The 26,681-nt window shown below is 74.3% G+C and carries 29 protein-coding genes and 1 pseudogene; 14 read left to right on the top strand and 16 right to left on the bottom strand.

Features of this window, described 5'->3' with window-relative positions; genetic code table 11:
- Positions 1–90 precede the first annotated feature (90 nt).
- Positions 91–738, top strand: a complete 648-nt coding sequence (locus ACFRMQ_RS02340; RefSeq protein ID WP_380725990.1) for an NAD(P)-dependent oxidoreductase — start codon at positions 91–93, stop codon at positions 736–738.
- A 50-nt stretch (positions 739–788) separates the two neighbouring features.
- Here ACFRMQ_RS02340 and ACFRMQ_RS02335 read toward each other — a convergent pair whose 3' ends face one another.
- Complete coding sequence (locus ACFRMQ_RS02335) at positions 789–1,571, bottom strand: dioxygenase (RefSeq protein WP_380725988.1); 783 nt, start codon at positions 1,569–1,571, stop codon at positions 789–791.
- Positions 1,572–1,705: 134 nt separating this feature from the next.
- Here ACFRMQ_RS02335 and ACFRMQ_RS02330 point away from each other — a divergent pair, with 134 nt between their 5' ends.
- Positions 1,706–2,167, top strand: coding sequence for a MarR family winged helix-turn-helix transcriptional regulator (locus ACFRMQ_RS02330; protein WP_380726060.1), 462 nt, complete (start codon positions 1,706–1,708; stop codon positions 2,165–2,167).
- 27 nt (positions 2,168–2,194) lie between these two features.
- Here ACFRMQ_RS02330 and ACFRMQ_RS02325 read toward each other — a convergent pair whose 3' ends face one another.
- On the bottom strand, positions 2,195–3,427 hold the full coding sequence (locus ACFRMQ_RS02325) for an RNA polymerase sigma factor (RefSeq protein WP_380725986.1): 1,233 nt from the start codon (positions 3,425–3,427) through the stop codon (positions 2,195–2,197).
- A 61-nt stretch (positions 3,428–3,488) separates the two neighbouring features.
- Positions 3,489–3,860: a YciI family protein gene (locus ACFRMQ_RS02320; protein ID WP_380725984.1), complete on the bottom strand. Its 372-nt coding sequence runs from the start codon at positions 3,858–3,860 to the stop codon at positions 3,489–3,491.
- A gap of 238 nt (positions 3,861–4,098) precedes the next feature.
- Here ACFRMQ_RS02320 and ACFRMQ_RS02315 point away from each other — a divergent pair, with 238 nt between their 5' ends.
- On the top strand, positions 4,099–4,560 hold the full coding sequence (locus ACFRMQ_RS02315; protein ID WP_380725982.1) for a molybdopterin-dependent oxidoreductase: 462 nt from the start codon (positions 4,099–4,101) through the stop codon (positions 4,558–4,560).
- A 184-nt stretch (positions 4,561–4,744) separates the two neighbouring features.
- Positions 4,745–5,263 (top strand): GNAT family N-acetyltransferase, encoded by a 519-nt coding sequence (locus ACFRMQ_RS02310; RefSeq protein WP_380725980.1) that lies wholly within the window; start codon positions 4,745–4,747, stop codon positions 5,261–5,263.
- Between the two features lie 38 nt (positions 5,264–5,301).
- On the opposite strand, the gene ACFRMQ_RS02305 is transcribed toward ACFRMQ_RS02310, so the two are convergent.
- On the bottom strand, positions 5,302–6,330 hold the full coding sequence (locus tag ACFRMQ_RS02305) for a LacI family DNA-binding transcriptional regulator (protein WP_380725978.1): 1,029 nt from the start codon (positions 6,328–6,330) through the stop codon (positions 5,302–5,304).
- Between the two features lie 85 nt (positions 6,331–6,415).
- Positions 6,416–7,285: a MurR/RpiR family transcriptional regulator gene (locus ACFRMQ_RS02300; protein ID WP_380725976.1), complete on the bottom strand. Its 870-nt coding sequence runs from the start codon at positions 7,283–7,285 to the stop codon at positions 6,416–6,418.
- A 71-nt stretch (positions 7,286–7,356) separates the two neighbouring features.
- Between ACFRMQ_RS02300 and ACFRMQ_RS02295 the strand changes: the two genes are divergently transcribed.
- A complete protein-coding gene (locus ACFRMQ_RS02295; RefSeq protein ID WP_380725974.1) occupies positions 7,357–8,214 on the top strand; it encodes an EamA family transporter in 858 nt (285 codons plus the stop codon).
- Positions 8,215–8,285: 71 nt separating this feature from the next.
- Here the strand turns inward: ACFRMQ_RS02295 and ACFRMQ_RS02290 are convergent, their stop codons facing one another.
- The 5 genes from ACFRMQ_RS02290 to ACFRMQ_RS02270 all read right to left on the bottom strand — a co-directional run bounded on the left by ACFRMQ_RS02290 (position 8,286) and on the right by ACFRMQ_RS02270 (position 13,173).
- Entirely contained in the window at positions 8,286–9,038 is a 753-nt protein-coding gene (locus ACFRMQ_RS02290; RefSeq protein ID WP_380725972.1) for a GNAT family N-acetyltransferase, read from the bottom strand.
- 195 nt (positions 9,039–9,233) lie between these two features.
- Positions 9,234–10,328: a WD40/YVTN/BNR-like repeat-containing protein gene (locus tag ACFRMQ_RS02285; RefSeq protein WP_380725970.1), complete on the bottom strand. Its 1,095-nt coding sequence runs from the start codon at positions 10,326–10,328 to the stop codon at positions 9,234–9,236.
- A 200-nt stretch (positions 10,329–10,528) separates the two neighbouring features.
- On the bottom strand, positions 10,529–11,971 hold the full coding sequence (locus ACFRMQ_RS02280) for a dihydrolipoyl dehydrogenase family protein (protein WP_380725968.1): 1,443 nt from the start codon (positions 11,969–11,971) through the stop codon (positions 10,529–10,531).
- Positions 11,968–12,237, bottom strand: coding sequence for a hypothetical protein (locus ACFRMQ_RS02275; protein ID WP_380725963.1), 270 nt, complete (start codon positions 12,235–12,237; stop codon positions 11,968–11,970). Before ACFRMQ_RS02275 ends, ACFRMQ_RS02280 begins: the two co-directional genes overlap by 4 nt.
- A 201-nt stretch (positions 12,238–12,438) precedes the next feature.
- Positions 12,439–13,173, bottom strand: a complete 735-nt coding sequence (locus ACFRMQ_RS02270; protein WP_380725961.1) for an alpha/beta fold hydrolase — start codon at positions 13,171–13,173, stop codon at positions 12,439–12,441.
- A gap of 146 nt (positions 13,174–13,319) precedes the next feature.
- On the opposite strand from ACFRMQ_RS02270, the gene ACFRMQ_RS02265 reads away from it, so the two are divergent.
- Positions 13,320–14,285: a helix-turn-helix transcriptional regulator gene (locus ACFRMQ_RS02265; RefSeq protein WP_380725959.1), complete on the top strand. Its 966-nt coding sequence runs from the start codon at positions 13,320–13,322 to the stop codon at positions 14,283–14,285.
- A 147-nt stretch (positions 14,286–14,432) separates the two neighbouring features.
- Here the strand turns inward: ACFRMQ_RS02265 and ACFRMQ_RS02260 are convergent, their stop codons facing one another.
- The gene (locus ACFRMQ_RS02260) at positions 14,433–14,822 is read right to left on the bottom strand and encodes a thioredoxin domain-containing protein (protein WP_316520422.1); all 390 of its coding nucleotides are present in this window, start codon (positions 14,820–14,822) and stop codon (positions 14,433–14,435) included.
- Between the two features lie 172 nt (positions 14,823–14,994).
- Between ACFRMQ_RS02260 and ACFRMQ_RS02255 the strand changes: the two genes are divergently transcribed.
- From ACFRMQ_RS02255 to ACFRMQ_RS02240, 4 genes are all read left to right on the top strand, one after another.
- Positions 14,995–15,531 (top strand): hypothetical protein, encoded by a 537-nt coding sequence (locus ACFRMQ_RS02255; RefSeq protein WP_380725957.1) that lies wholly within the window; start codon positions 14,995–14,997, stop codon positions 15,529–15,531.
- Positions 15,532–15,576: 45 nt separating this feature from the next.
- The gene (locus ACFRMQ_RS02250) at positions 15,577–16,134 is read left to right on the top strand and encodes a sigma-70 family RNA polymerase sigma factor (protein ID WP_380726058.1); all 558 of its coding nucleotides are present in this window, start codon (positions 15,577–15,579) and stop codon (positions 16,132–16,134) included.
- Positions 16,131–16,913 (top strand): zf-HC2 domain-containing protein, encoded by a 783-nt coding sequence (locus tag ACFRMQ_RS02245; protein WP_380725955.1) that lies wholly within the window; start codon positions 16,131–16,133, stop codon positions 16,911–16,913. The genes ACFRMQ_RS02250 and ACFRMQ_RS02245 overlap by 4 nt, the downstream gene beginning before the upstream one ends.
- A gap of 210 nt (positions 16,914–17,123) precedes the next feature.
- The gene (locus ACFRMQ_RS02240; RefSeq protein ID WP_380725953.1) at positions 17,124–17,393 is read left to right on the top strand and encodes a DUF1876 domain-containing protein; all 270 of its coding nucleotides are present in this window, start codon (positions 17,124–17,126) and stop codon (positions 17,391–17,393) included.
- Between the two features lie 116 nt (positions 17,394–17,509).
- Here ACFRMQ_RS02240 and ACFRMQ_RS02235 read toward each other — a convergent pair whose 3' ends face one another.
- The 3 genes from ACFRMQ_RS02235 to ACFRMQ_RS02225 form a co-directional block, all read right to left on the bottom strand.
- Positions 17,510–17,950, bottom strand: coding sequence for a PPOX class F420-dependent oxidoreductase (locus ACFRMQ_RS02235; protein WP_380725951.1), 441 nt, complete (start codon positions 17,948–17,950; stop codon positions 17,510–17,512).
- A gap of 382 nt (positions 17,951–18,332) precedes the next feature.
- Complete coding sequence (locus ACFRMQ_RS02230) at positions 18,333–19,859, bottom strand: MFS transporter (RefSeq protein ID WP_380725949.1); 1,527 nt, start codon at positions 19,857–19,859, stop codon at positions 18,333–18,335.
- A gap of 161 nt (positions 19,860–20,020) precedes the next feature.
- Complete coding sequence (locus ACFRMQ_RS02225) at positions 20,021–20,701, bottom strand: TetR/AcrR family transcriptional regulator (RefSeq protein WP_380725947.1); 681 nt, start codon at positions 20,699–20,701, stop codon at positions 20,021–20,023.
- 140 nt (positions 20,702–20,841) lie between these two features.
- Here ACFRMQ_RS02225 and ACFRMQ_RS02220 point away from each other — a divergent pair.
- Positions 20,842–21,054, top strand: a pseudogene (locus ACFRMQ_RS02220) (Uma2 family endonuclease); the annotation flags it as partial.
- A gap of 122 nt (positions 21,055–21,176) precedes the next feature.
- Entirely contained in the window at positions 21,177–21,965 is a 789-nt protein-coding gene (locus tag ACFRMQ_RS02215) for a VOC family protein (RefSeq protein ID WP_380725945.1), read from the top strand.
- A gap of 61 nt (positions 21,966–22,026) precedes the next feature.
- Here ACFRMQ_RS02215 and ACFRMQ_RS02210 read toward each other — a convergent pair whose 3' ends face one another.
- Together ACFRMQ_RS02210 and ACFRMQ_RS02205 are read right to left on the bottom strand one after the other, a co-directional pair.
- Complete coding sequence (locus tag ACFRMQ_RS02210) at positions 22,027–22,485, bottom strand: hemerythrin domain-containing protein (RefSeq protein ID WP_380725943.1); 459 nt, start codon at positions 22,483–22,485, stop codon at positions 22,027–22,029.
- Between the two features lie 224 nt (positions 22,486–22,709).
- A complete protein-coding gene (locus ACFRMQ_RS02205) occupies positions 22,710–23,306 on the bottom strand; it encodes a TIGR03086 family metal-binding protein (protein ID WP_380725941.1) in 597 nt (198 codons plus the stop codon).
- A gap of 213 nt (positions 23,307–23,519) precedes the next feature.
- On the opposite strand from ACFRMQ_RS02205, the gene ACFRMQ_RS02200 reads away from it, so the two are divergent.
- Together ACFRMQ_RS02200 and ACFRMQ_RS02195 are read left to right on the top strand one after the other, a co-directional pair.
- Positions 23,520–24,089 carry a DoxX family protein gene (locus ACFRMQ_RS02200; protein ID WP_380725939.1) on the top strand — a complete coding sequence of 190 codons (570 nt, stop codon included), beginning with the start codon at positions 23,520–23,522 and terminating at the stop codon, positions 24,087–24,089.
- A gap of 346 nt (positions 24,090–24,435) precedes the next feature.
- Complete coding sequence (locus tag ACFRMQ_RS02195) at positions 24,436–26,664, top strand: M9 family metallopeptidase (RefSeq protein ID WP_380725937.1); 2,229 nt, start codon at positions 24,436–24,438, stop codon at positions 26,662–26,664.
- Positions 26,665–26,681 lie beyond the last annotated feature (17 nt).

The raw sequence follows: 26,681 nt of genomic DNA, 5'->3' as shown, positions 1-26,681 counted from the left end.
ACGCCGGGGCCCCGTGCCGGGAGTCCGTCCGATAATCGACCCTGTCCGACGCGTCTGCCGTCCCGTCCGCGAGCACCCAGGCAGGTACCCATGGCCAGAATCGCCGTGATCGGCGCCAACGGCACCATCGGCGGCGCCCTCGTCACGGAGGCGGCGGCGCGCGGGCACGAGGTCACCGCCGTGGTCCGTGACCCGGACCGCTACCGGGGCGGGGCCGCCGCCGTGGAGCGTGCGGACGTTCTGGAGCCGACGGACGTGGCCCGGGTGGCGGCCGGCCGGGACGTCGTGGTGAGCGCCGTCGGCGGCGGCGACGGCCCGGGCCACCTGGCACTGATCGAGCCCGCCGCCCGCTCCCTGGTCGAGGGCCTGCGCCGGCTGGGCGGGGCGGCGCCCCGGCTGATCGCGGTCGGCGGGGCGGGCAGCCTGGAGACCGCGCCGGGGGTGCGGGTCTGGGACGCCCCGGGCCTGCCGGAGCCGGTCCTCCAGATCATGCACGCGCACGGCGCGGCGCTGGACTACTACCGGACGGTCTCCGACCTGCCCTGGACGGTGCTCAGCCCGGCCGCCGAGATCGGCCCGGGGGAGCGGACCGGCCGCTACCGCACCGGCCTGGATCAGCTGCTCACCGACGCCGAGGGGCGCAGCCGGATCTCGGTGCCGGACTACGCGGTCGTTCTGGTGGACGAGATCGAGCAGCCCGAGCACATCGGCGAGCGCTTCACCTGCTGTTCCTGGTGAGGGCGCCGCTCCTGGTGAGGGCGCCGCTCCCGGTGAAGGCCCCGAGTGCGTCAGCCCAGCTGGACCGAGCGCTTGGCCAGGCCCATCCAGAACCCGTCGATGACGCTGCGCTGGCTGTCCAGGTCGGCCTCGCCGGCCCCGAGGGTGACGAACAGCGGCGCGAAGTGCTCGGTGCGCGGGTGGGCGAGGCGCCCGGCGGGGGCCTTGTGCTCGAAGTCGAGCAGGGCGTCCAGGTCGTGGGCCTCCAGGGCGCGCCGCCCCCAGTCGTCGAACTCGGCCATCACGGAGCTGATCCGCCCGTCGTTGCTGAGCGCCCGCAGGTTGTGGGTGAAGAAGCCGCTGCCGACGATCAGCACGCCCTCGTCGCGCAGCGGGGCGAGCTTGCGGCCGATCTCCATCAGCCGCCGCGGGTCGAGGGTGGGCAGCGAGATCTGGAGCACCGGGACGTCGGCGTCCGGGTACATCTCCACCAGGGGGACGTACGCGCCGTGGTCGAGTCCGCGGTCGGGGATGTCCTGGACGGGCGTGCCGGGGGCGCGCAGCAGCTTGCGCACGCGCTCGGCGAGCTCCGGTGCGCCGGGGGCGGCGTACCGGACCTGGTAGTAGTGCTCCGGGAAGCCCCAGAAGTCGTACACCAGCGGGAGGGTGGTGACGGCGCCGAGGGCGAGCGGGGCCTCCTCCCAGTGCGCGGAGACCATCAGGACGGCCTTGGGCTTCGGCAGCTCGGCGGACCAGGCGGCCAGTTCGCCCGGCCAGATCGGGTCGTCGGCCAGCGGCGGAGCGCCGTGCGACAGGTACAGGGCGGGCATGCGCTCGGGGGCCGCGGCGCTCATGGCGTCCTCCTCGGAGGTTCGGAGAGGTGGTCGGGGGTCCGGAAAGTTTGTTCAAATTTGAACGTCTATCGAGGTCGACGGTACACCTTCGTTCGAATTTGAACAACAGGAGTAGGATCCACCCCATGTCCCCACTGAGCGAACCCCGTTGGCTGGACCCGGACGAGGCGGCTGCCTGGCGGGGCTTCGTCACCGCGAGCAACCTGCTGAACCGGCGGCTGGAACGCCAGCTCAAGGAGGACTCCGGCCTCTCCCACCAGCAGTACGAGATCCTGGTGCACCTGTCCGCCGCCCCCGGCGACTCGCTGCGGATGACCGAACTGGCCGACAACCTGGTCACCTCCAAGAGCGGTCTGACCTACCAGGTCACCCAACTGGAGCGGATGGGCCTGGTCGCCCGCCGCTCCTGCCCCAGCGACGTCCGCGGCGTCATCGCCGAACTCACCGACCAGGGCCGCGAGACGCTGCGCCAGGCCGCGCCCGGACACGTCGCCCTGGTGCGGGAGCTGCTGATCGACGTGCTCAGCCGCGAGCAGCTCGCGGTGCTCGCCGAGGGCCTCGGCGCGGTCAGCGCCCGGCTGCGCCTGGAGGAGTGAGAACCGGCGGGAATGGTGAGACACGGCCTACTCCCGCAGGCCCGCCGCCCGCTCCAGCAGCAACTCCCGCTCCCGCTCGTTGCGGGTCAGCCCCGCCGCCCGCTCGAACTCCGCCCGGGCCTCCGCCGCCCGCCCCAGCCGGTCCAGCAGGTCGCCCCGCACGCTCGGCAGCAGGTGGTAGCCGCGCAGTGCTGGTTCCGCGGCCAGCTCGTCCACCAGCTCCAGCCCGGCCGCCGGACCCCGGTCCATCGAGACCGCCACCGCCCGGTTCAGCGCCACCACCGGGGACGGCGTCAACGCCAGCAGCCGCTCGTACAGCGCGGAGATCGTCGCCCAGTCGGTGTCCGCGTAGCGCCGCGCCTTGGCGTGGCAGGCGGCGATCGCGGCCTGCACCGCGTACGGACCGGCGCCCGCCCGCTGGAGGGCGTCGAAGCCGCGCCGGATCAGCAGCCAGTCCCAGCGGGCCCGGTTCTGCTCGGCCAGCAGCACCGGCCGGCCGTCCGGCCCGGTCCGGGTGGCCGTGCGCGAGGCCTGGAACTCCAGCAGCGCGGCCAGCCCGTGCGCCTCCGGCTCGGCCGGCACCAGCGCGGCCAGCACCCGGGCCAGCCGCAGGGCGTCCTCGCACAGCCGGGGGCGGAGCAGGTCGTCCCCCGCGGTCGCCGAGTAGCCCTCGTTGAAGATCAGGTAGATGACCTCCAGCACCGAGGAGAGCCGCCGCGCCCGGTCCTCCCCGTACGGCACCTCGAACGGCACCCCGGCCTTCGCCAGCGCCCGCTTCGCCCGGACGATCCGCTGCGCCACCGTCGGCTCGGGCACCAGGAAGGCCCGGGCGATCTCCGGGGTGGCCAGCCCGCCGAGCAGCCGCAGGGTGAGCGCGATCCGGGCCTCCGCCGAGAGCACCGGGTGGCAGGCGGTGAAGATCAGCCGCAGCAGGTCGTCGTCGATGTCGTCCGGCCCGGCCGGCTCCGGTGCCGGTACGTCCTCCAGCGACCGTCCCACCTCTGCGAGCTTGCGGGCGTAGACCTCCCGGCGGCGGACCAGGTCGATCGCCCGGTGCTTGGCGGCGGCCGTCAGCCAGGCGCCGGGATTGTCCGGGACGCCCTCGCGCGGCCACTGTTCCAGCGCGGCCACCAGGGCGTCCTGGGCCAGCTCCTCGGCGATGCCGACGTCCCGGACGATCCGCGCGGCCCCCGCGATGATCCGCGCGGACTCGATCCGGAACACCGTCTCGACGGCCGTCGCCGCCTCCCTCTGCGTCACGGCCACCCATCAGAGCAGCCGGGGCGGAGGGAGGCAAACGCGGGCACGGCCGTTACTTCGGCTACTTCGGCGGCTCCGGCATCTCGTCGATCTGCCGGACCTCCGCCTCCACCGGCCAGTGCACGGGGTGGGCCTGGAGGAAGCGCCGGGTCCACTCCAGGGCCTCGGCGCGGTCCTTGCACTGGAGGAGGGCGTAGCCGCCGACGACCTCCTTGGTCTCGGTGAACGGCCCGTCGGTGTAGCCGATCTTCCCGTCGTTCCAGGACAGCCGGGTGCCCTGGGAGGTCGGGGTCAGCCCGGCGGTCTCCAGCATCACCCCGGCCTTGGTGATCTCCTCGAACAGGGCTCCCATCCGCTGCTCGAAGCCCGGGTCCGGCGCCCAGCCGGTGCGGGCGTTCTCGTCGATGCGGATCAGCGTCATGAAGCGCGGCATGGTGACTCCTCGGTCGTGCGGGCGGGGCCTCTCCCCGCCTCTCACCCCTGCGTCGAACGGGTCGGCGCCGGATCGACACCCGTCGCGAAGAATTCTTCCGCCACTTTCCGATCCCCGCCCGGGGCCAGCAACTGCGAGCCGAATAGGACTCCATCCATCGCATCTGCGAATGGTGGGGCCATGGACCGGGTAGTGCTCCTGCGGGTCACGGCGCGGTGGCCCGGAGGAGGGAGCGCCCATGTCCCCGGTGAGACCGACCGTCCGCCTGCACGGCCACCTCGACCGCCCCGCCGAGCTGACGGTCGCCGAGCTGCGGGCCCTGCCCGCCCACCGGGTCGAGGCCGGCTTCGACTGCCTGACCTCGGGCGAGCAGCGTCACGGCTACGAGGGCCCGGCGCTGCTGGACGTGCTGCGCGAGGCCCGGCCCCGGATCGACTTCTCCGGCCGCAAGCAGCGGCTGCGCTTCCTGCTCTCCGTGGTCGGCGCCGACGGCCACCGGGCGGTGGTCTCCTGGGCCGAGATCGACCCGGACTTCGGAGGGCAGCGCATCCTGCTCGCCACCAGCGCGGACGGCGCCCCGCTGGACGCCGTCGGCCCGCAGCTCGTGGTGCCCGGCGACCACTGCGGCGCCCGCTACGTCAGCGCCGTCACCGAGGTCTGGCTCGGCCCCCTCGGCGACCGGGCGCACCCCACCGTCTGACGCCCGGCCGCTCGTGCGGGCCGACCCGCCCCGGTGGCCCCGCCCGCCCCGGTGGCTCGCCCGGCACGGGTCGGACGGGCTGCGAAGGCGCCGCGGGGGACGGCCGAACGGGCGTGGGCGGAAGGGCCGGACGGCAGTCCCAAATCACTCGCCGGAGCCGGATTTCCGTGCCAACATGCCCCATATGGGGACGATTCTGCACGGCACCTTGGTCACGCTCCGCCCGGCCACCGGCGAGGACATCCCGGTCCTCGCGGCCATCCGCGGCACGCCCGAGGTGTTCGCCCGCTGGCGGGGTGGCGACGACCTCGCCGACGAGGTCGCCAACGACCTGGAATCGCCCGGCACCGAGACCTTCGCGATCGACCTCGACGGCAAGGTGATCGGCGCCATCCAGTGGTACGCCAACAACGACGACGAGTACCGTCACGCCGGCATGGACCTCTACCTCGACCCGACGGTGCACGGCATGGGCCTGGGCACCGACGCGGTGCGCACGATGGCCCGGCACCTGGTGCACGACCACCACTACCACCGCCTGGTGATCGACCCGGCCGCGGACAACCTCGCCGCCATCCGCTGCTACGCCAAGGTCGGCTTCCACACCGTCGGCACCATGCGCCAGTACGAGCGCGGCCCGGACGGCACCTGGCACGACAACCTGCTGATGGACCTGCTGGCGGACGAACTGCGCGAGGAGTGACGAGCGAGGAGTGACGAGCAGGGGGCGCGGCCCCGGCCTCAGGCCGGGGTGGCGGGCGGCGGGCAGCCGCAGGAGCGGCGGACCACCAGCTTGGCCGGGAAGGTCCGGGCGCCCCGGGCCCGGCGCTCCGGCCCGCCGAGGACGAGCTCCAGCGCGGCGCGGGCCATCTCGTCCTGCGCCGTGGCGACGGTGGTCAGCGCGGGCCCGGCGATCACCGCCTCGGCGATGTCGTCGAAGCCGGCCACCGCGAGGTCCTCCGGCACCCGGATGCCGAGGTCGTCGGCGGCCCGCAGCAGGCCGATCGCCTGGTCGTCGGTCGCGCAGAACACCGCGGACGGCCGGTCCGGACGGGCGAGCAGGGCGAGCGCCTCGCGGTGCGCCCGGACCCGGTCGAACGGTGCCGGGACGAGCCGTCCCCCGGTGGGCAGCCCGGCCTCCTCCAGCGCGGCGGCCCAGCCGGCCGTGCGTCCGGTGACCGGGTCGTGCGGGCTGAGCGCCAGGGTGCCGCCGAAGCAGTGCACCTCGGAGTGCCCGTGCCCGAGCAGGTGGCGGACCACCTCGCGGGCGCCGCCCTCGTCGTCCGCGACCACGGCGACGCCGTCCTCGCTCTCCGCGCGGTGGTGCAGCAGCACCACCGGGGTGCCGTCGGCCACGTCGAAGCCGGTGAGCCCGGGGGTGGCCGGGTCCTGGGTGACCAGGATCAGACCGTCCACCTGCATCCCGAGGAAGGCCCGGATGTAGTGGGCCTCGCGCTCGTCGGCGTAGTCGGAGTTGCCGATCAGCAGCAGCCGGCCGTGCTCGGCGGCGGCCTGCTCGACGGCGTGGGCGAGCCCGGCGAAGAACGGCTGGCGGGCGTCCGGCACGACCATTCCGAGCAGGTCGGTCCGCCGCCGGGCCATCGCCTGGGCGACCCGGTTCGGCCGGTAGCCGAGCTCCTCGACCGCCGCGAGCACCCGCGCCCGGGTCGCCGGCGCCACCGGCCGCGGCCCGTCGTTGATCACATAACTCACGACCGCCGTGGACGTCCCCGCCACCCGCGCCACATCGTCCCGCGTCACCCTCGCCATGACCGTTGAGCCTACACAGCCCGTCGATCGGCTCCGATCAGCGCGTTTGCCGCCCCGGCGCGGGGGCCGCGCGAGGTCCCGGGAGTCAGTAGGCATAGTCCGCCGTGACGTCCGCGGAGAGGCCGAGGGCGCGTTCGGCGCGGGGGCCGCGCAGGGCCAGCAGGGTCTGGGCGAGCGCGTCCACGGCGGCCAGGTGGGCGAGCCGGCTGGCGGTGGTCTCCAGGCCGAAGACCAGGTCCTGCCCGCCCGCGACCAGGGTCAGGGTGGCCGTCCCGGTCAGCGGCGAGCGGGCGTAACTGGTGAGCGCCAGCACCTCGGCGCCGGCCTCGCGGGCCAGCCGGGCGGCGTCCACCACGCTGCGGGTGGCGCCGGTGTGACTGACGGCCAGGCAGACGGTGCCGGGCCCGAGCCCGGCGGCGGCCAGCTGGGCGGTGATCGGGTCGGCCGGGGCGTCCACCAGCACGCCGAGCGCGCGCAGCCGGTAGGCGAGGTCGAGCACCACCGCGCCGGACAGCCCGGCGCCGAGCAGCACCACCCGGCCCGCGCCGTCCAGCAGTTCGGCGGCGGCCCGGAGGTCGGCCGCGGGGAGGGTGGCGGTGAGGCCGTCCAGGGCGGCCCGGGCGGCGCGCAGCGTCTCGGCGAGCGCCCGGGCCGCCGGATCGCCCTCGTCGTCGGCGGGAGCGGGCGCGGCGGCGGGAGCCTGCCGGGCGGCGGCGATCTTCAGCTCCTGGTAGCCGCGGAAGCCCAGCCGCTGGCAGGCCCGGACCACCGAGGAGGGTGCGGTGCCGGCCAGCGTCGCGACGTCGCTGACGCTCAGGTGCACCAGGTCGGCGCCCCGGTCGAGCACCACCTGGGCGACCCGGGCCTCGGTGCCGCGCAGCTCGCCGAGCCGGGCCCGGATCTGCGCCGCCAGCCGGGATTCCAGGGGCGTGAAAAATTCGGAACGCTTTTCCATGGATCCAGGGTAGCGTGGAATCCTGTTCCGAGCCCGCCGGTTTCCGGCGGGCCGTTCGAGGGAGGCTCGTGATGTCCGGAGGCGTTCCGGCCGTGCCGGTGGCGGTGCTCGCGGCGGCCGTGCTGCACGCCGTCTGGAACGGGCTGGCGCACCGCCTCCCGGACAAGCTGGTCGGCTTCACGCTGATCAACCTGACGTACACCGCCTGCGCGCTCGTCCTGGTGGCGCTCAACCCGCTGCCCGCCGCCGCCTCCTGGCCGTACCTGCTGGCCTCGGTGGCGGTCCAGGTGACGTCCACGGTGCTGCTGCTGCGGGCCTACCAGCTGGGGGACTTCGGCCAGATGTACCCGGTCGCCCGGGGCAGCGCGCCGCTGCTGGTGGCGCTGATATCGGTCACCGTGCTCGGCCGGCACCTGGGCGTGGGCGAGCTGCTGGGCGTGCTGGTGATCTCCTGCGGTCTGATCGGGCTGGCCTTCGCCCGGGGGATACCCGGGCGGGCGCAGCTGCCCGCTCTCGGGGCCGCGGCCGGCACGGGCGTGATGATCGCCGTGTACACCGTGCTGGACGGCAGCGGCGTGCGGGAGTCCGGGACGGTCGGCGGCTACGTGGCCTGGCTGTTCCTGCTCCAGGGGCCGCTGCTGGCGCTGATCGTCCGGGTCCGGCGCGGCCGTTCGCTGCTCGCCGGGGCGGGCCGGGCGGTGCCGTTGGGGATCCTCGGCGGGGTGCTCTCGCTGACGGCGTACGGGCTGGTGGTCTGGGCACAGTCCCGGGGCGATCTGGCGGCGGTGGCGGCGCTGCGCGAGACCAGCATCGTGATAGCCGCGCTGATCGCGACCGTGGTGTTCCGCGAGCGCCTCGGCCGGCTGCGGCTGACGGCCGCGCTCACCGTGCTGGGAGGGATAGCCGTCCTGGAACTCGCCCGGCCCTGAGCGGCACGAGCCGTCGGGGCGCGGGCGAGGTCCGGGGTCGTTGAGGTCCGGGGTCGTTCAGGTGAGAGGACCTATGCCGCGTCGGGCACGACCACCGTCAGCGAGGTCTCCTGGTGCAGGAAGCCCAGCGCCTCGTAGACCCGGCGGGCCGGGTTGCCCTCGCTCACCACCAGGGTCATGTCGGAGAGCCCGCGGGCGGTGGCGTCGCCGATGGCCCGGCGCAGCAGGTCGGCGCCGAGGCCGCGGTAACCGCGTTCCGGGTGGCGGAAGACATCGGCGACCCACGGCCGGCCGTCACGGTCGGTGATGACCAGCCCGGCGACCACGCGGTCCTCGGCGTCCACCGCGAGGAGACTGGAGGGCAGCACCGGGCCGATGACGTTGCCGGCGAGCAGCGGGGCGATCCGCTCGGCCAGCACCTGGGCGTCCTCGCCCGGGTAGTGGTCGACGTGGTCGGAGCCGAAGGCCGCCCGCCAGGCCTCGTACAGCTCTCCGGGCGCGCGGTCGCAGGGCACCGCCCGAAGCCCTTCGCGCAGCGGCGTCCCGGCCCAGTCGGCGGGCGGGGGGTCGGCGCGCAGGTCGCGGCTGAACGTGTGGGCGTGCCGCAGCACCCGTGCGCCGTGCGCCACCAGTTCCTGCCCGAGCTCCGGGGAGCCGGAGACCACCCAGCCGGGCAGCTCGGCGCGGATGAATCCGGCGGCGTCCACCGACTCGTCCAGGACCTCCAGCAGATCGGCCCAGGGCCGCCCCTCCCGCTCGTCCAACAGGTAGCGCAGCACCGGCTCGCCGTCGGCACCCCGCCTGACCACCCAGTCCTCGGCCATGGCCCACCCCACAATCCTGTGATCGTCCGTCGGCGGCCCATGCTCACCGAGGCCCCGTCCGCGGGCAACCGGTTTTCCGTGGCGCACCGGCCGAGGGCCTTCCGGACCGCCGGCCGACGGTCCGGAAGGCCCTCGGTCACATGCGCGTCAGGTCACAGGAGCGTCAGGCCACGAGTGCGTCAGGCCACGGGTGCGTCAGGACACCACCGCCGCCCGGAGGCAGAGCACGTCCGGCAGGTGGGAGATCAGCAGTGACCAGCTCTCGCCCTCGTCGTGGCTGCCGTACACGTCGCCGGTCCGGTTGCCGAAGTAGATCCCGGCCGGGTCGGCGTCGTCGGTGCGCAGGGCGTCGCGCAGCACGATGCCGTAGTGGTCCTCGCCGGGCAGGCCCTGGGCGAGCTGCTCCCAGCTGGTGCCGCCGTCGGTGGTGCGGAAGACCCGACAGCGGCGGCCGGGCGGGATGCGGTCGTCCGCTCCGCCGAGCGGGAAGAGGTAGGCGGTATCGCCCCGGCGCGGGTGGGCGGCCACGGCGAAGCCGAACTCGGCGGGCAGCCCGTCCACGATCGAACGCCAGCTGCCGCCCCAGTCGTCGCTGCGGTAGACGCCGCCGTGGTTCTGGAGGTAGAGCCGGTCCGGATGGACCGGGTCCGGGGCGATCTTGTGCACGCACTGGCCGAACTCGGGGTACCGGCTCTCCTCCGGGAAGAACTCGGCGCGCAGGCCGGTGTTGGAGGGCTCCCAGCTGTCGCCGCCGTCCTTGCTGCGGTAGACGCCGCCGCTGGAGACGGCGACCAGCAGCCGCTGCGGGTCGCGCGGGTCGGTCAGGACGGTGTGCAGGCCCTGCCCGCCGTAGCCGGCGCCCCACTGCGGCCGCTGCGGGTGGTTCCAGAGCGGCTCGACCAGCGCGAAGGTCTCGCCGCCGTCGGTGGAGCGGAACAGCGCGGCGGGCTCGGTGCCGGCGTAGACGACGCCGGGGGCTTCCGGCCCGGCGGGCTGGAGCTGCCAGACCCGGGTGAGCGAGGCGCCGGTGGACTCCGGGAAGCGGATGGCCGGCCGCGGCGGCTCGAACCAGCTCGCGCCGAGGTCGTCGGAGCGCCAGACCGACGGACCCCAGTGACTGCTGTCGGCCCCGACCAGCAGTCTGGTCCGGCCGTCCCGGCGGTCGACGGACATCGAGTAGATCGCGTTCATCGGGAAGTGCGGCCCGCTGAAATCCCACGTCAGCCGGTCGCGGCTGCGGCCGAGAAAGAGGCCCTTCTCGGTTCCGACGGCCAACAGCACCTCGTTCATGCCACACACCACCTGGTCACGATCACGGCCCCCCGGGACGACCCCCGAATGCCAGTGTCCCGCCGACCACCGATGGCCACATCTCGCCGCGCCGGTCACCCGGGAGGCCGGCCGGCGCAGCTGCCCGGAGCCCGGAGGCGGGTGGGAGCGCAGGGGCGGGCGGGCGCGCCGGTCGGCTCCCGGCACCCGCCCGCCCGGGTTCACCCCCGGCAGTCCTCCAGCAGCCGCAGCCACACCTCGCTGATCGTCGGGTACGCGGGCACCGCGTGCCAGAGCCGGTCGATCGGCACCTCGCCGACCACCGCGACGGTCGCCGAGTGCAGCAGCTCGGCCACCCCGGGGCCGACCAGGCAGGCACCGACGATCACCTCCCGGTCCAGGTCGAAGACCACCCGGGCGCGGCCGCGGTAGTCGTCGCCGTAGAGCGAGGCCCCGGCGACGGAGCCGATCTCGTGGTCGACGGTCTTCACCCTGAGTCCGGCCTCCTCGGCGGCGGCCCTGGTGAGGCCGACGGCGGCGACCTCCGGTTGGGTGAACACCACCTGGGGAGCGCCCGCGAGGTCGGCGGACGCGGCGTGCGCGCCCCAGCGGGAAGTGTCCAGAGGGTGCCCCTGAACGCGTGCGGCGATCGCCGCGCCGGTGATCCTGGCCTGGTACTTGCCCTGGTGGGTGAGCAGTGCCCGGTGGTTCACGTCCCCGGCGGCGTAGAGCCACTCGCCGTCGACGCCCAGCACCGTGCAGCTGTCGTCCACCTCCAGCCAGTCGCCCGGCTTCAGGCCGACCTGCTCCAGCCCGATGTCGGCGGTGCGCGGGGCCCGGCCGGTCGCGTACAGCACCTCGTCGGCCGTCAGCGTCCCGCCGTCGTTCAGGGTGAGGGTCACCGGCCCCGAGCCGTCGGCCCGCTCCAGCGCGGTGACCTCGGCGCCGAAGCGCACGTCCACCCCGGCCGCCCGCAGGCCGTCGGCGACCAGCTCGCCGGCGAACGGCTCCATCCGGGGCAGCAGGCCGCGGCCGCGCACCAGCAGCACCACTTCGGAGCCGAGGGCCCGCCAGGCGGCGGCCATCTCCACTCCGACGACCCCGCCGCCGACCACCGCCAGCCGCCCGGGGACGCTCTGCGCGCCGGTCGCCTCCCGGTTGGTCCAGGGGTGGACCCCGGCGAGCCCGGGGACGTGCCCGGGCAGCACCGGGCGGCTGCCGGTGCACACCGCGACGGCGTGCCGGGCGGTGAGCACCCGCTCGCCGCCGTCCTCGGCCTCCACCGTCACCGTCCGCACCCCGGCGAGCCGGCCGTGGCCGCGGACGAGCTCGATGCCGGTGTCGCGCAGCCACCGCACCTGGCCGTCGTCCTTCCAGTCCGAGGCGAAGGAGTCCCGCCGGGCCAGCACCGCGTCCGGGTCCAGCCGCCGGTCGCCGACCGCCTCCCGGGAGCCGGCCACCGCCCGCGCGTCGGCCAGCGCGGCCACCGGGCGCAGCAGTGCCTTGCTCGGCATGCAGGCCCAGTACGAGCACTCGCCGCCGACCAGTTCGGCCTCCACGATCACGGTGCGCAGCCCGGCGGCGACGGTCCGGTCGGCCACGTTCTCGCCGGTCGGGCCCGCCCCCAGGACGATGACGTCGTACTCCTCGGCGGTGCTGGTCATGCCCGGTCCTCCGTCGTCTCGATGGCCGCCCCGGCTCGTGCGGCGGGGGCGGTGGGCGGGTGCCCGCAGTGGTCGGACAGCCGGGAGCCCCCGCGGCGGAGCGGGCCGCGGCCGGTTGCGGTCACGTACCCGAGCCTGGCCCGGACCGCCTCCGACGGCCACTTCTCGCGGTGGCCGCGCGACCGGGCGACCGGTCCGAGGCCCCGGCCCGCCCCGAACTCCGGCACGGCGGCGGACGGTTCGGTACGGCTCGGCTGTTCGCTCACGGGGCCCGCTCTCCGCTCGGGTACGGCTCGGGCCCCATCCTGCCGAACCGGGCGCGGTCGCGCGACGGACGGACACCCCGAGGGCGCCGTCGGAACAGCGGCGGACGCGGACGGAACAGGCCGTGCGCTCCGAGCCGGACCGGGTCGTCCCCGAGCCGGACCGGGTCGTCCCCGAGCCGGAGCGCCCGGCCGGGACGGGGCTCAGAGCTCGGCGAGCTCCGCGAGCACCGTCGCGGTGTCGGCCGGTCGGGAGAACATCGGCCAGTGCCCGGTGGGCAGTTCGCGCAGTTCCCAGTTCGGACCGGCCAGCCCGGCGAAGAACGGGTGCCCGGAGGCGATCAGCTCACGGACCTGGTCGAGCGGGAAGGAACAGGAGACCAGTGCCTGCGGCAGCTTCGCCCCGGCACCGGTCAGCCGCAGCCGGTCGCGGAACGCCCCGGCCGGTTCCGGGGTGGCGAGGGAGCGGACCCGGGCGAGGGCCGCCCCGTCCAGCCCGGCCACGCTCGAACCGTGCTCGGCCAGGTACTCCCAGGACGGCAGCGGGAGCCGTCCGTCCACCATCGAGCCGTCCGCCGTCCGCCGGAAGTCCGGCTGCCACAGCTCGTACACCGACGAGCCGTCGGCCATCGGGCCGCTGTCCAGGTACACCACCCGGCGGATCCGCTCCGGCATCCGGTCCGCGAGCCCGCCCACCGGGGCGCAGGCGCCGCTGTGGGCGACCAGCACGACCTCCCACAGGTCCTCCCGGACCAGCAGCTCGGCCAGGTCGGCGATGTGCTCCTCCAGTCCGAACTCGCCTTCTTCGCCGGCCCGTTCGGCCAGCCCGGGCAGGCTCACGGCATGGACGCGGTGCCCGGCCGCGCGCAGCGGCGCGGCCACCTCGTCCCAGGCCCAGGCGCCGAGCCAGAACCCGGGGACCAGTACGAACGTGCTCATGGTGGATCGCTCCTTCATCGGTGGGATGTCCGGGACGTGCCGGGGGAGGCCGGCGCCCGCCTCCTCCACCGCCGACTCTAGGATCGAATCCGGACAGAAGTCGCCCGGATTTCGGGCGGCGGGCGGCACGAGACGGGAAGGAGCGCATGGTGGAGCATCCGGTCAGTCGCGTCCTCGCCCTGCTGGAACTGCTCCAGGACCGCCCCGGCCTGACCGGCGGCGAACTGGCCGCCCGGCTCGACGTGGACGAGCGCACCGTCCGCCGCTACGCCGCCCGGCTGGCCGAACTCGGCATCCCCGTGGAGGCCGACCGCGGCCGCTACGGCGGCTACCGCCTGCGGCCCGGTTACCGGCTGCCGCCGCTGATGCTCAACCCGGACGAGGCCGCCTCGGTCGTGCTCGGCCTGCTGGCCGGCCGCAGCTCCGGCCTGTCGGTGGGGGAGGGGGCCACCGAGACCGCGCTCGCCAAGATCCAGCGGGTGCTGCCCCCGCCGCTGCGCGAACGGGTCGCGGCCGTCGAGCAGACCCTCGGCCTGACCGCCATCCCGGCGGCCGGCCCCGGCCCGGCCGCCACCGCGCTGTTCACCCTGGCCGAGGCCGCCCGCAGGAGGCGCCGGGTGCGGCTCGGCTACCGGGACCGCGAGGACAGACCCAGCGAGCGCGAGTTCGACCCGTACGGGCTGGTCTTCCACTCCGGCCGCTGGTACACCACCGGGCTCGACCACCGCAGCGGCGAGCCGCGCACCTTCCGGCTGGACCGGATCATCCGGGTGGAGCAGGGCGAGGCGGGGTTCGAGCCGCCCGAGGACTTCGACCCGGTCCAGCGGGTGGTGGAGTCCCTGGCCGCGGCGCCCTGGCGGTACCGGGTGGAGGTGGAGCTGGAGACGACCCTCGCCGAGGCCCGCCGCCGGCTGCCGCCCGCCGCCGGAACGCTCACCGAACTCGCCGGGGGCCGGGTGCTGCTGCGGGCCCGGGCGCAGAACCTGGACGGCGTCGCGGCCCTGCTGGCCGGCCTCGGGTGGCCGTTCGTCGTCCGTGAGCCCGCCGCGCTGCGCGCCGAGGTCAGGGCCCTCGCGTCCCGGCTCGCCGCCTGGGGCGCGGAACCGGCCTGAGACCGGCCCGACCACCGCCTCGGCGCGGCGTGGGACCGGCCCGACCACCGCCCCGAACCGGCCTGGGACCGCTCCGGGCGGGGCTTCGGACACGCCGGAGGCCCGGGGGGGCGACGCTCCCCGGGCCTCCGCCGTACCGGAACCGGATCAGGCCTGGCCGCCGGCCGCCTGCTCCTCGGCGACCTTGCGCTTCACCTCGGCCATGTCCAGGCCGCGGGCCTGCCCGATCAGATCCTCGAACACCGCCTCCGGCAGCGCGCCGGGCTGGGAGAAGACGAGCACGCCCTCGCGGACGATCGCCAGCGTCGGGATCGACTGGATGCCGAACGCGGCGGCCAGTTCCTGCTGCGCCTCGGTGTCCACCTTGGCGAAGACCAGGTCCGAGTGGCGCTCGGCCGCCTTCTCGTACACCGGGGCGAACTGGCGGCACGGCCCGCACCACCCCGCCCAGAAGTCGATGAAGACGAAGTCCTTGCCCTCCGGGCCCGGGACGATGTCGTCGAAGTTCTCCTTGGTCAGCTCGACCGTGTTGCTCATCTCGTGATTCCTTCCCTTCCGGAAGTGGTGGCGGCCAGGCCATGTAGCCGCCACAACGGTCCCGGTCGGCGGGGTATTCCGCACACTGCCGACGGCCGGTTGAGCAGTCGGCGGCCGCCGCCCGTACCGGAGGGTGTCCGGCCCGACCCCTTCCCACCGCGGGAGGCACCCCATGCACGGCACGACCCGCACCCGCCGGACCGTCCTGCTCACCGCGTCCGGCCTCGCGGCGGCCGCCCTGATCGCCGGCTGCGGATCGTCCGGCGGCTCCTCGGGCCACTCGGCGGCCCCGAGCGCCCCGGCGAGCTTCACCCTGCGGACCGAGCGGGACCCCAGACTGGGCACCGTCGTCACCGACAGCGCCGGCTTCACGCTCTACCGCTTCGACCAGGACGGGCACAACCCGCCGGAGTCGTACTGCAACGGCGGCTGCGCCGTCGTCTGGCCGCCGGAGCACGCGAGCGGCGACGTCACGGTCAAGGGCATCGACGGCAAGCTGGTCGGCACCGTCACCCGGTCCGACGGCACCAAGCAGGTCACCCTGAACGGCTGGCCCGCCTACCGCTACTCGCCGGACACCAAGCCGGGGGACACCAGGGGCCAGGGCGTCGGCGGCACCTGGTTCGCGCTGACCCCGAGCGGCGGCAAGGCCGGCGCACCGGGCGGCTCCACGCCGAGCCCCTCGATGCCCGGCACCTCGGGCTACTGACCGGTGCCGACCGTCGCCCAGGAGGCCCGGGTGCGCAACGATGAAATGGTGACCGAGGAGCACCCCGTCGGCCGCGCGGGCGGCCACGGCACGGGAGCGCCGGACGAGGACCTGATGCGCGCCCTGTACCGGGAGCACGCCGGACCGCTGTTCGGGTTCGTGCTCCACCTGGTCGCCGGGGACCGGCAGCGGGCCGAGGACGTCGTGCAGGAGACGCTGGTCCGCGCGTGGCGGAACATCCACCGGCTCGACCCGGCGGCGGGCTCACTGCGGCCCTGGCTGGTCACGGTCGCGCGGCGGATCGTGATCGACGGCCACCGCAGCGCGCTGGCCCGCCCGCGCGAGGTGGACGCGGCGGTGCTGGAGCAGTTGCCCGCCGAGGACGAGATCGACCGGGCGCTGCGGATGATGACCGTCGCGGACGCGCTCGGCGACCTCTCGCCCGCGCACCGGGAGATCATCGTCGAGACCTATCTGAAGGGCTGCACGGCCAACGAGGCGGCCGCCGAACTCGGCATCCCGGCCGGGACGGTGCGCTCGCGGGTGTTCTACGCACTGCGCTCGCTCAGGCTCGCCCTGGAGGAACGGGGAGTGACATCGTGACCAAGCACCCCGGCCCCGAGCACGACGCCGGCCCCGGGCCCGAACGCGACCCTGGCCCCGCCCCCGCCCCCGCCCCCGGCCCAGGCCCGGAGCACGCCGACGCCGGCGCCTACGTCCTCGGCCTGCTGGAGCCCGCCGAGCACGCCGCCTTCGAGCGGCACCTCGCCGACTGCCCGCAGTGCGCCGGGCAGGTGCGGGAACTCGGCTTCACCGAGCCCCTGTTGGCCGAGTACGCGGCCTCCGCCCGGGCCGTCGGCGCGGACCCGGCCGGCCCCGCCCCGCGGCCGGACCCGCGACTGCTGGACCGGCTGGTCGCCGAGGCCGGCGCCGCCCGGCACCGCGGCCGGGTGCGGCGGCTGGTGCTGGCCCTGGCCGCGACCGCGATGGTGGCCGCGGGCCCCGCCGTCACGGCCGCGGTGCTCACCGCCGACAACGCCCCCTCCGTGGTCGCCGCCGCCGAGCAGTTCAGCGCCACCGACCCGGCCACCGGCGCGCACGCCACCGTCGGCCTGGACGGCACCACCTGGGGCACCCGAGTGAGTCTCCGACTGTCCGGCGTGCAAGGCCCGTTGACCTGCCGGCTGGTCGCCGTGGCGCGTGGCGGAGAGCAGCAGACGGTCACCACCTGGTCCGTCCCGGCGGGCGGCTACGAGGGCGGGGGCGCCACGGTGCGCACCACCGGCGGTGCGGCGCTCCAGCCGGGCGACATCGACCACTTCGAGGTCCGCGTCCAGGACGGCGGCGCGCTGCTCGTCGCGGTCCCGGCGCACCACACCTGACCGCCGGCGGATCGCGGGCCGAGCGGGACGACGGCTCCCGTGCCGAGCAGGAGCGGCAGGTCGACCGGCTCCGCGGTGGCCTCACCCATGGCACCCACCCCTCCGTGAACGCGTTCGGCTCGCCTCGGGAGCCACCTCCGTCACGGCTGGCCTGGTGTTCACCGGGGGTGCGGCGCACTCTGGAGGAGTAACCGATGGAGGTGATCCGCCATGAAGACTCTGGTCGGTTGGCACATCGAGATGGAGTTCCGCGAGGAGGGGGCGCGGACCAGCGCGGCCGCGCTGCTGCGGCTCGGCGACGGGAGCGAGCTGCGAGCCCACGGCTACAGCAGCAGGCACCCCTCCGACCCGGAACAGCTGAGGGTCGGCGAGGAGATCGCGGGGGCCCGCGCGCTCAACGAGCTCGCCTCGCAGCTGCTCACCAAGGCCCACGGCGAGATCCAGGACGTCAGCCCGGTCCCGACCCACCCGCTGTTCTGACCTCCCGGCGGCCGGGCGCCGGTCCCGGAGACGCCGGGCGCCGGGGCCGCCCGTCCCTGGGCCCCCGGCGCTCGACGAGTTCATCGGCCAAGCGATTCCGGTGAGCTGATGATCCGTCAGTTGGCGCTGTAGGTGGCCGGTGGCAGCCACTCCGGCCCCACCAGCCGCTGTTCCAGTTCGTTCGGCGTGATCCGGATGCCGACCGTCCCGGCCAGCCCCACCCGGAACCGGCTGCGGGCCAGTGCGATCAGCGCCGTCAGGCCGTACTTGTTGATCAGCGAGGTGCGGTAGCGCGCGGTGTCGTCGGCGTCGCAGAACCGGGCCCGGGCCGGGACCGCCCGGCCGGTGGGGCGCCCGTGGGCGTCGCAGGGGCCGATCAGCACCCGCGGGTGGTGGCGGATGCGTTCGGCCTCGCCCGAGTGGGCCGGGGTCCAGACCCCGAGGGCGGCGCCGTCCGGCACCACCCAGAGCTGGGACTCGATTCGGCTGCCGTCCTCGCCGAAGGTGGTGAGCAGGAGGTACCTGCTGTCGGCGAGCCGGTCGGTTCGGTGGTGCACCTGTCCTCCCTGTGCCGTCGGGGGGTGCGGGTCGGTGCCCGTGGCCCTCGGTGATCTCGCGGGAACTCCTCGGCGGTGGGCTTGGGGATCGGGCCGCCCTCGCCGTGGAAACCGCGGGAGGACCGGCTCCGGGTGCGGGTGAGCACCCCCGCCGGGCGGGCCACTCCATTCTCGTCCACCGGGGCGGGCAGTTCGAGGGGGCGGGGCTGTTCGTGCGCCGCGAGCCGGTGCGGTTCCGAACTTTCACCCGGGGGCCTTCTCCGTGAAGCCCGGTCCGGAACCGGCGAGCGGGCCGGCCGGAAACGGCGAGCGGCCCGCCCGGTGTCGTGGAAGACACCGGACGGGCCGCGTACGCACCCGAGAGGACGGGACCCCCTGGGGGTCAGTGCGCCATCACCGGCACCTCGTTCTTCGCCTCCGAGCCCGTCGCCGAGCCGGCCGCGGCACCGGGCCGGCCGGCGTTGACGAAGGTGAAGGCGACCACGGCCGCCGCCGCCAGGATGCCGAAGGACACCCAGATCGCGGTCGAGAAGCCGTGCACCATGCCCTGGAACTGGAGCGCCCTGGCGGCCTCCGGAGAGGTGGCCGAGGCGATCGCGTGAGAGGCCAGCCAGCTGGTGGTGGCGCTCGCCGCGATGGTGTTCAGCAGCGCGGTGCCGATGGCGCCGCCGACCTGCTGCGAGGTGTTGACCATGGCCGAGGCCACGCCCGCGTCGCGCGGCTGGACGCCGTGCGTGGCGAGGCTCATGGCCGGCATGAACGCGGTGCCCATGCCGAGGCCCATCAGGACCAGGCCGGGCAGGATCAGCGCCGGGTAGGAGGTGTCCACGCCGATGTGGGCCAGCAGGAACATTCCGGCCGAGGCGACCAGGAAGCCGGGAGCCATCAGGTACCGGGCCGGGACCCGGGTCATCAGCCGGGCGCCGATCTGGGTCGAGCCGGTGATCATGCCCGCCACCATCGGAAGGAAGGCGACACCGGTCAGCACCGGGCTGTAGCCGAGCACGATCTGCAGGTAGTAGGTCAGGAAGAGGAACAGGCCGAACATGCCGATCACGGCCATGCCCAGCGACAGGTACACCCCGCCGCGGTTGCGGTCGAGCACCACGCGCAGCGGCAGCAGCGGGGCCTTGACGAAGGACTCCACCGCCACGAAGGCGGACAGCAGCACGGCGGCCGCGATGAACAGCCCGATGGTGGTGCCGGACGACCAGCCGTCCGACTCGGCCCGGGTGAAGCCGTACACCAGCGAGACCAGGCCGGTGGTCACCAGCAGCACGCCGGGGACGTCCAGCTTGTTGCGGTTGCGGCCCTCGGCGGGCTCGCGGATCACCAGCACGGCGCCGACGGCGGCCACGATGGCGAACGGGATGTTGACGAAGAACGTCCAGCGCCAGTTCATGTACTCGGTGAGCAGACCGCCGAGGATCAGACCGATGGCGCCACCGCCACCGGCGATCGCGCCGTAGATGCCGAACGCCTTGGCGCGCTCCTTGGCCTCGGTGAAGGTCACGGCGAGCAGCGACAGCGCGGCCGGCGCGAGCAGGGCGCCGAACAGGCCCTGGAGCGCGCGGGCGCCGAGCAGCATCGCGGTGTTGGCCGCGGCGCCGCCGAGCGCGGAGGCGAGGGCGAAGCCGGTCAGACCGACGATGAAGGCCCGCTTGCGGCCCCAGAGGTCCGCGATCCGGCCGCCGAACAGCAGCAGGCCGCCGAAGGCCAGCGCGTAGGCGGTGATCACCCACTGGCGGTTGCCGTCGGAGATGCCCAGGTCCCGCTGTGCGGACGGGAGGGCGATGTTCACGATGGTCGCGTCGAGCACGACCATCAGCTGGGCGAGGCCGATGAATATCAGCGCCTTCCAGCGCCGGGGATCGGGCAGCGTCGCCGGTCGGGCGTCGGTTTGAGGCATGGGGGTACTCACTTCACGGTGCGTATGGGCGTGCGCGAACGGTCGACCGCCGTACGGCAACGGCAGGTCGCCGTACGGGCGGGCGTGGTGAAAACGGCGTACGGGGGCGCGGCGGTGCGCCGCCCGGCGGCCGGTGTCGGTGGTCGGTGCTGGTGGCTCGGTCAGTTCTTGTTCTGCTGGAAGTCCTCGAAGGTCGCGGCCCGGCCGGGCAGCGTCGAAGGCGCCGACGCGCGCAGGCCGTCCAGGAAGATCTGCAGGTGCCGGTGGACGAAGTCGTCGAGCAGCCGGCAGGAGGTGTTCGGCAGCGGGCGGGTCAGCTGGCTCATCGCGATGAACAGGTCACCGGGGTCGACGTCCGGCCGCAGCTCGCCCGCGGCCCGGGCGTGCTCCATCAGCCCGCCCACGGCGGACTGGAGGCGCTCCCGGACCTCGGTGAACTCCGGGTCGTGCGGGTCGAGATGGCTGCTGAACAGGGTGCAGAGGCCGCCGACCTTCTCCTCGACGGACGCGTGCGCGAACCGCTGGAGGGCGTCGAACGGGCCGCCGCCGTCAGAGGTGTCCGCCTCCGTCATCGCCAGCTCGGCGCGGGCCAGGAGGCGGTTCTTGACGAACAGCACCACCTCACGGATCAGCGCCACCCGGTCCGGGAAGTTCCGGTACAGCGTGGCGTTGCCGACCCCTGCCCGCTTCGCGATCTCGTCCAGCGGCACGTCCGCGCCGAACTCGACGAACGCGTCCCGGGCCGCCAGGACGATCCGCTCCCGGTTCCGGCTCGCGTCCGCACGCAACTTCGGCGTGCGCGCACTCCCCGTGGGAGGGACCGGCTCGGTGGCGGTGGTCACGACGACTGCTCCTCATCAGGATGCGGGGAACTTCTCCCCGGTTCTTCCAACGTACTCCGAAACGGGGAATCCGTCCCCGGAATTTCCGGCACAGATGTGACCTGCGTCACATTGATGATCGAAGTGTCCGGCTCGGGCATGATCGCGTCGAGAAGCCGCGCGCCTACGCCGAGGCCGGCATCCCGGTCTACCTGCTGATCGACCGCGACTCCGCCGAGGTCGTCGTCCACAGTCAGCCCGACGGTGTCCGCTACGAGACCGTTCGGACCCTCCCCTTCGGCAAGAGCGTCCGGCTGCCGGACCCGGTGGGGATCTCCCTGGAGACCGAAGCGCTCAAGAACCGGGTGCGCTGATCCCGGGCATGGCTTCCCCGGGGTGGCGCGGGCGGCCGCCTAGGCTGTGGGCGTCCCGGGCGGCCGGTGGGCCGTCGGAGCCGGGAGGGGCCCGGCGGCCGGGCGGGCGGAGGAGGTTCGCGATGGGCAGCGGTGAGACGGTCGCCAGGGTGCGCTGTGTGGCGGCCGTGCCGTGCTGGGTGAGCCTGATGGCCCGGGACCTGGAGGACACGAAGGAGTTCTACGGGCCTCTGCTCGGCTGGGAGTTCGAGCCGGGCCCGGACCGCTTCGGGCCGTACCTGCACGCGGTGACCGGCGGTGAGGCGGTGGCCGGGCTGGGCGTCGCCGGGTTCGGCGCGGTCCCGCTCGCGTGGACCAGCTACTTCGGGACGGAGAGCGCCGACGCCGCCGCCGACGCGGTGCGTGAGCGCGGCGCGACGCTGGCGGTCGGCCCGCTGGCCTTCGACGCCGGCCGGGTGGCCTTCGCGGCGGACCCGGCGGGCGCGGTGTTCGGCATCTGGGAGGGCCCGCTGGGCCGCGCCCGGAGGCTGGACCTGCCCGGGGCCCCGGTCTGGATCGAGCTGCGCACCCCGGACCCGTTCGCGGCAGCGCTGTTCTACGGCGAGGTGTTCCGCTGGGACGGCCGCGACCCGGAGCGCTTCGACGTCCGCTGGGAGCACGACCGGGTGGTGCTGCGCGCCGAGGGCCACAGCGTCGCGGCGCTGGCCAAGGAGCAGGCGGGCGGCCCGGCAGGGATGCCGCCGCACTGGGAGGTGTCCTTCGCCGTCCCGGACACGGACCGGGCGGTGGCCCGGGCCGCGGAGCTGGGCGGCGGGGCGTTCGGGCCGGCCTTCGACTCCCCGTACGGGCGGGTGGCCCGGCTGCGGGACCGCGAGGGCGCCCGGTTCGCGGTGATCAGCCCGAAGGGCTGAGTCCGCGGCGCCGGGCCCGGAGCGCCGTTCGGCCCGGAGCGCCGTTCAGCCCGGAGCGCCGTCAGTCAGGGGCGTCGAACTCCGCCCGTTCCGCCCGCAGCCGCTCGCCCAGTGCAGCCCGGGCAGCGGCGGGAAGGGCCTTGCGGGCGGCCGGGAACAGTTGCCTCTCCTCGCCGCGCAGGTGCCGTCGCAGGGTTTCGGCGAGGCCGCCCAGCAGGGTGTCGAAGGCCGGGTCACCCGGCGCGAGCCCCTGGAGGTCGGAGAGGTACTGCCCGATCGCCAGGTGGTCGTGGATGCTGTCGAACACCAGCGCCCCACCGTCGGGCACGTCGTGCTGCACCAGCGGGAAGAGGTGTTCCTCCTCGTCGGCGCAGTGGGTGAAGAGCAGGTCGGTCAGCCGGGACACCAGCTCGCCGCGTTCGGGGTCGCCGGACGGCGCGGCCTCGATCCGGTCGAGCAGTTCGACGGCCGCCCGGTGGTCGGCGGTGAACTCGCCGAGGATGTCCGGCCTGCGGTTCATGGCCGGCCCGCCTCTCGCACGGAAGACTGCCCCCGCCGCTTTCCAGTATCCGGCGTCGGACCACCCGCCGGGGAGGCGAGCCCAGTCCGCGAGGCGCGCTCCGCCGGCGAAACGTCCCAGGCCCGCGAAACCCCCCACGCCGACGAGGCGCGCTCCGCCCGCGAGGCGTCCCACGCCAGGAACGTGCGCCCCCGTCCGAGGATCGCGCCCCGGGAACACGCCGGTCACCCGCCGTCCCGTCGCCCGGCGAGGGCGAGCAGCCGGGTCTGCGGGCCGGCGTCCGGGGGCACCGGCAGCGGCGGGTCGAAGAGCCCGCTGCCGGAGAGGTCCCCGTACCCGGCGAACTCGCCGAGCGCGAACTCGACGAGTTCGGCCGGGAGCCGGGTGAGCCGTCCGGTGCCCTCGGCGAGGTCCCAGGAGTGGATCACCAGGTCGGTGGTGAGCTGGTCCAGGTAGTACTGGCCCGAGGCGTCCGCGAAGGAGAGGTGGACGGTCAGCTCGGTGGCGCCGGGCACGGCCCAGGCCTCCCGGGCGGCTTCGGCGGCCTCCGTCCAGGCGGTGACCGGGTCGTCGCCGAGCACGTCGCCGTCGAAGCGCCCGCCGACCTCGCCGATGGTGGCACCCATCAGCAGCTCGGGCACCCAGAGCTGTTCGCCGGTGAGGTGGTTGACCAGGTCGCGGACGGACCAGTCGGCGCACGGGGTGGGGGAGTCCCACTGGTCGGGGGTGATCAGCCGGACGCGCTCGCCGAAGGCGGTCAGCGCCTCGGGGTACGGGGTGCCGTTCCGTGCCGCCCGTCGGGGTTGCCTGCGTTGAGCCATGTCTCCACCCTCCCCGGCCCGCGCGGGGCCCGCGAGTCGCCGATGGAGCGTCAGTTGTTCAAATTCGAACTTCGCGGTACGGTCGGGAGAGCGGCAGGTTCAAATTTGAACAATGGCCTCGGGTGACGACCCGCGCCGGCCGCATCACCACATCCCTCGCACGCGTCCGGCCCGTGCCGGACGGCGACCGAACCCCGATCGATGGAGACGCGCATGCCGAGCAGCAGCCCGAGCACGACCGCCGCCACCACCACCGTCAGCCCGGCCCGGGACACCTCCGGGCCCGCGACGACCTCCCCGCACGCCTATGACGCCGGACTCCTGCTCCTGCGCCTGGTCCTCGGCCTGACCATGGCCGCGCACGGCAGCCAGAAGCTGTTCGGCTGGTTCGGCGGTGGCGGGATCGACGGCACCGGTCAGTTCTTCACCATGAGCGGCTACCCGGCCGGCCACGCCATGGCCGTGGTCGCCGGACTCACCGAGACGCTGGGCGGACTCGCCCTCGCCGTCGGCCTGTTGACCCCGTTGGCGGGTGCCGCGATCGTCGGCACGATGGTCAACGCGGTGGCCGTCACCTGGGGCGGCGGCTTCTTCGCCCCGAAGGGCAGCGAGTACGAGCTGCTGCTGACGGCCGGTGCGGCCGCGCTCGCCCTGACCGGCCCCGGCCGTTACGCCGTGGACCGCTTCCTCCCGGTGGTGCGGGCGCACCGCCTGGTGTACGGCGTGGCCGCCGTCGTGGTCGGCCTGGTGACGGCGGGCGTGATCCTGCTGCTCCGCAAGTAGTGGTCCTCGCGAGGAGGGCCAACCGGCCGTCCTGGCAGGGGTCTTGAGGCTCCGCCGGAACATCGGCCCGGAGGTCGTGGTGGCGAACCGTCACCACGGCCTCCTTGCGTTTCCCCCGCAATCCGCGCACAGCGCCCAGGGTTCCCAAGGCCATGTGGGATGTGCAATGGTACATGTCACACCCCCCACCGTGTTCACGGCGGATCCGCCCCACGCGGCGCCGCCGCCAACGGTCCTCGACACCCCCACCGGCCGCGCCCCAACTCGCGGCCGACGACGGCCCGGAGGCCCCCACGTGAGCCCATCCCGTCTGCCGCGATTCCCGCGGCCGGCAAGCTTGTTGACGTTGCTGCTGTCCCTGTTCCTGGCGGTCGGACTGTTCGCCCCGCAGAGCCAGGCCGCTCCCGCCGCTCCCGGTGGCGCCCCCACCGCCGGCACCCCCGCCGGACCGGCCCCGCAGCCCGCCACCGATGCCCCCCGACTCGCCGACGGCGAGCGGAAGTCGGTCTCGGCCGACCGTCGCGCCCCGCTGCCGCTGGACACCCGGCCGGCCGAGGTGCGCCGGTCCGCCACACCCAACGGCCTCGCCGCGACGGCCCAATCGGCCTGCGCCACCGGTGACTTCACCGGTCGGACCGGAAGCGACCTGGTCCAGCACGTCAAGGCTGCCGACATCTCCTGCATCAACAGCCTGTTCCAGCTCGCCGGCGGCGACGCGCGGGGAGCGTTCCGCGAGGAGCAGATGACCACGGTGGCCTACGCGCTGCGCGACGCGGCGGGCAGCTACCCGGGCGACAACTCCACCTCCGTCGAGCAGTTGGTGCTGTTCCTGCGCGCCGGCTACTACGCGCAGTGGTACCACCCGGGTGACGTCGGCACGTACGGCACCGCCCTCCAGACCGCGATCCGCTCCGGTCTGGACGCGTTCTTCAACAGCGCCCACTCCCGAGACGTCAGCCAGGGCAACGCGCCGATCCTGGGCGAGGCCGTCACCCTGATCGACAGCGCGCAGGAGAACATCCGCTACCTGCCGGTGGTCAAGCGGCTGCTGGCCGACTACACCGGCTCCACCTGGAACCCGGCCGGCATGGCCTGGGGCCTGAACCCGGTGTTCACCGTGCTGTTCCGCGGCCACCAGGTGACCGGCTTCGACGCGGCCGTCGAGGCCGACCCGAGCGTGCTGGACGCGCTGTCGGGCTTCGCCGCCCGCAACAACGACCTGCTCGGCGGCGACTACGGGGTGCTGGTCTACAACGGGGCCAAGGAACTGACCCGCTTCCTGAAGGACACCGCGCTCCAGGCCAAGGTCCGTCCGCTGGCCAAGGCGCTGGCCGACACGTCGGCGCCGAACGGACGCACCGTCTTCCAGTGGGCCGCGGTCGCCGAGGCGGTCGGCTACTACGACGCCGCCAACTGCTCGTACTACGGCACCTGCAACGCCCCCGACCGGCTCAAGGCGGGCGTGCTCACCGTGAACTACACCTGTAGCCCGAGCATCAAGCTGATCGCCCAGGCGCTGGACACCACCCAGCTGGGCACCGCCTGCACCAGCCTGACCGGCCAGGACGCGTTCTTCCACTCGGTGGTCAAGGACAACGGCCCGGTCAAGGACGACCTGAACACCACGATCGAGGTCGTGGTCTTCCACTCCTCGCTCGACTACCAGGTGCTGGCCGCCGCGATCTACGGCATCGACACCAACAACGGCGGCATGTACCTGGAGGGCAAGCCGGCCACGGTCGGCAACCAGCCGCGCTTCCTCTGCTACGAGGCCGAGTGGGTCCGCCCGTCCTTCCAGATCTGGAACCTCAACCACGAGTACACCCACTACCTCGACGGCCGGTTCGACATGTACGGCGACTTCGACGCCGGCATGACCACCCCGACCGTCTGGTGGGTCGAGGGCTTCGCCGAGTACGTCTCCTACTCCTACCGCAAGGTGGCCGACGACGGCGCCATCGCGGCGGCCGGGCGGCACACCTACAAGCTGAGCGACCTCTTCGACACCGGCTACGGCGACCAGGACCGGGTCTACCGCTGGGGCTACCTCGCCGTCCGCTACATGCTGGAGCAGCACCGCTCCGACGTGGACGCCGTCCTCGCCAAGTACCGGACGGGGGACTGGGCGGGGGCCCGCACCCTGCTGAAGACCACCATCGGCACCCGCTACGACGCCGACTTCGACAGCTGGCTGACCGCGTGCGCGAACGGCGCCTGCGCCACCACCCCGACCGTGCCGCAGGTGCCCGAGTGCACCGCGGCCGACACCCGCCGGCTGGACGCCGACTGCGCCCGCAGCAACGTCGCGGCCACCACGGGCAACTACGCGCACTTCTACCTCCTGGTGCCGGCCGGCACCCAGCAGGTGAAGGTCACCACCAGTGGCGGCACCGGCAACGGTGACCTCTACTACAACCCGACGAGCTGGGCGTACACCGGCAGCAACACCGCGCGCTCGACCGGCCCGGACAACTCGGAGACGCTGACCGTCACCAACCCGCCGGCCGGGTACGTCTACTTCAGCCTCTACGCCCAGCAGGGCTTCAGCGGGGTGAGCGTCACGACCACCATGTGAGCCGAACCGTTCCGCTC

It is taken from the genome of Kitasatospora sp. NPDC056783 (assembly GCF_042789895.1).
In the GTDB taxonomy this organism is placed as follows: domain Bacteria; phylum Actinomycetota; class Actinomycetes; order Streptomycetales; family Streptomycetaceae; genus Kitasatospora.
The sequence above is the reverse complement of the archived record's forward strand: the minus strand, read 5'-3'. Positions and strand labels throughout refer to the sequence as shown.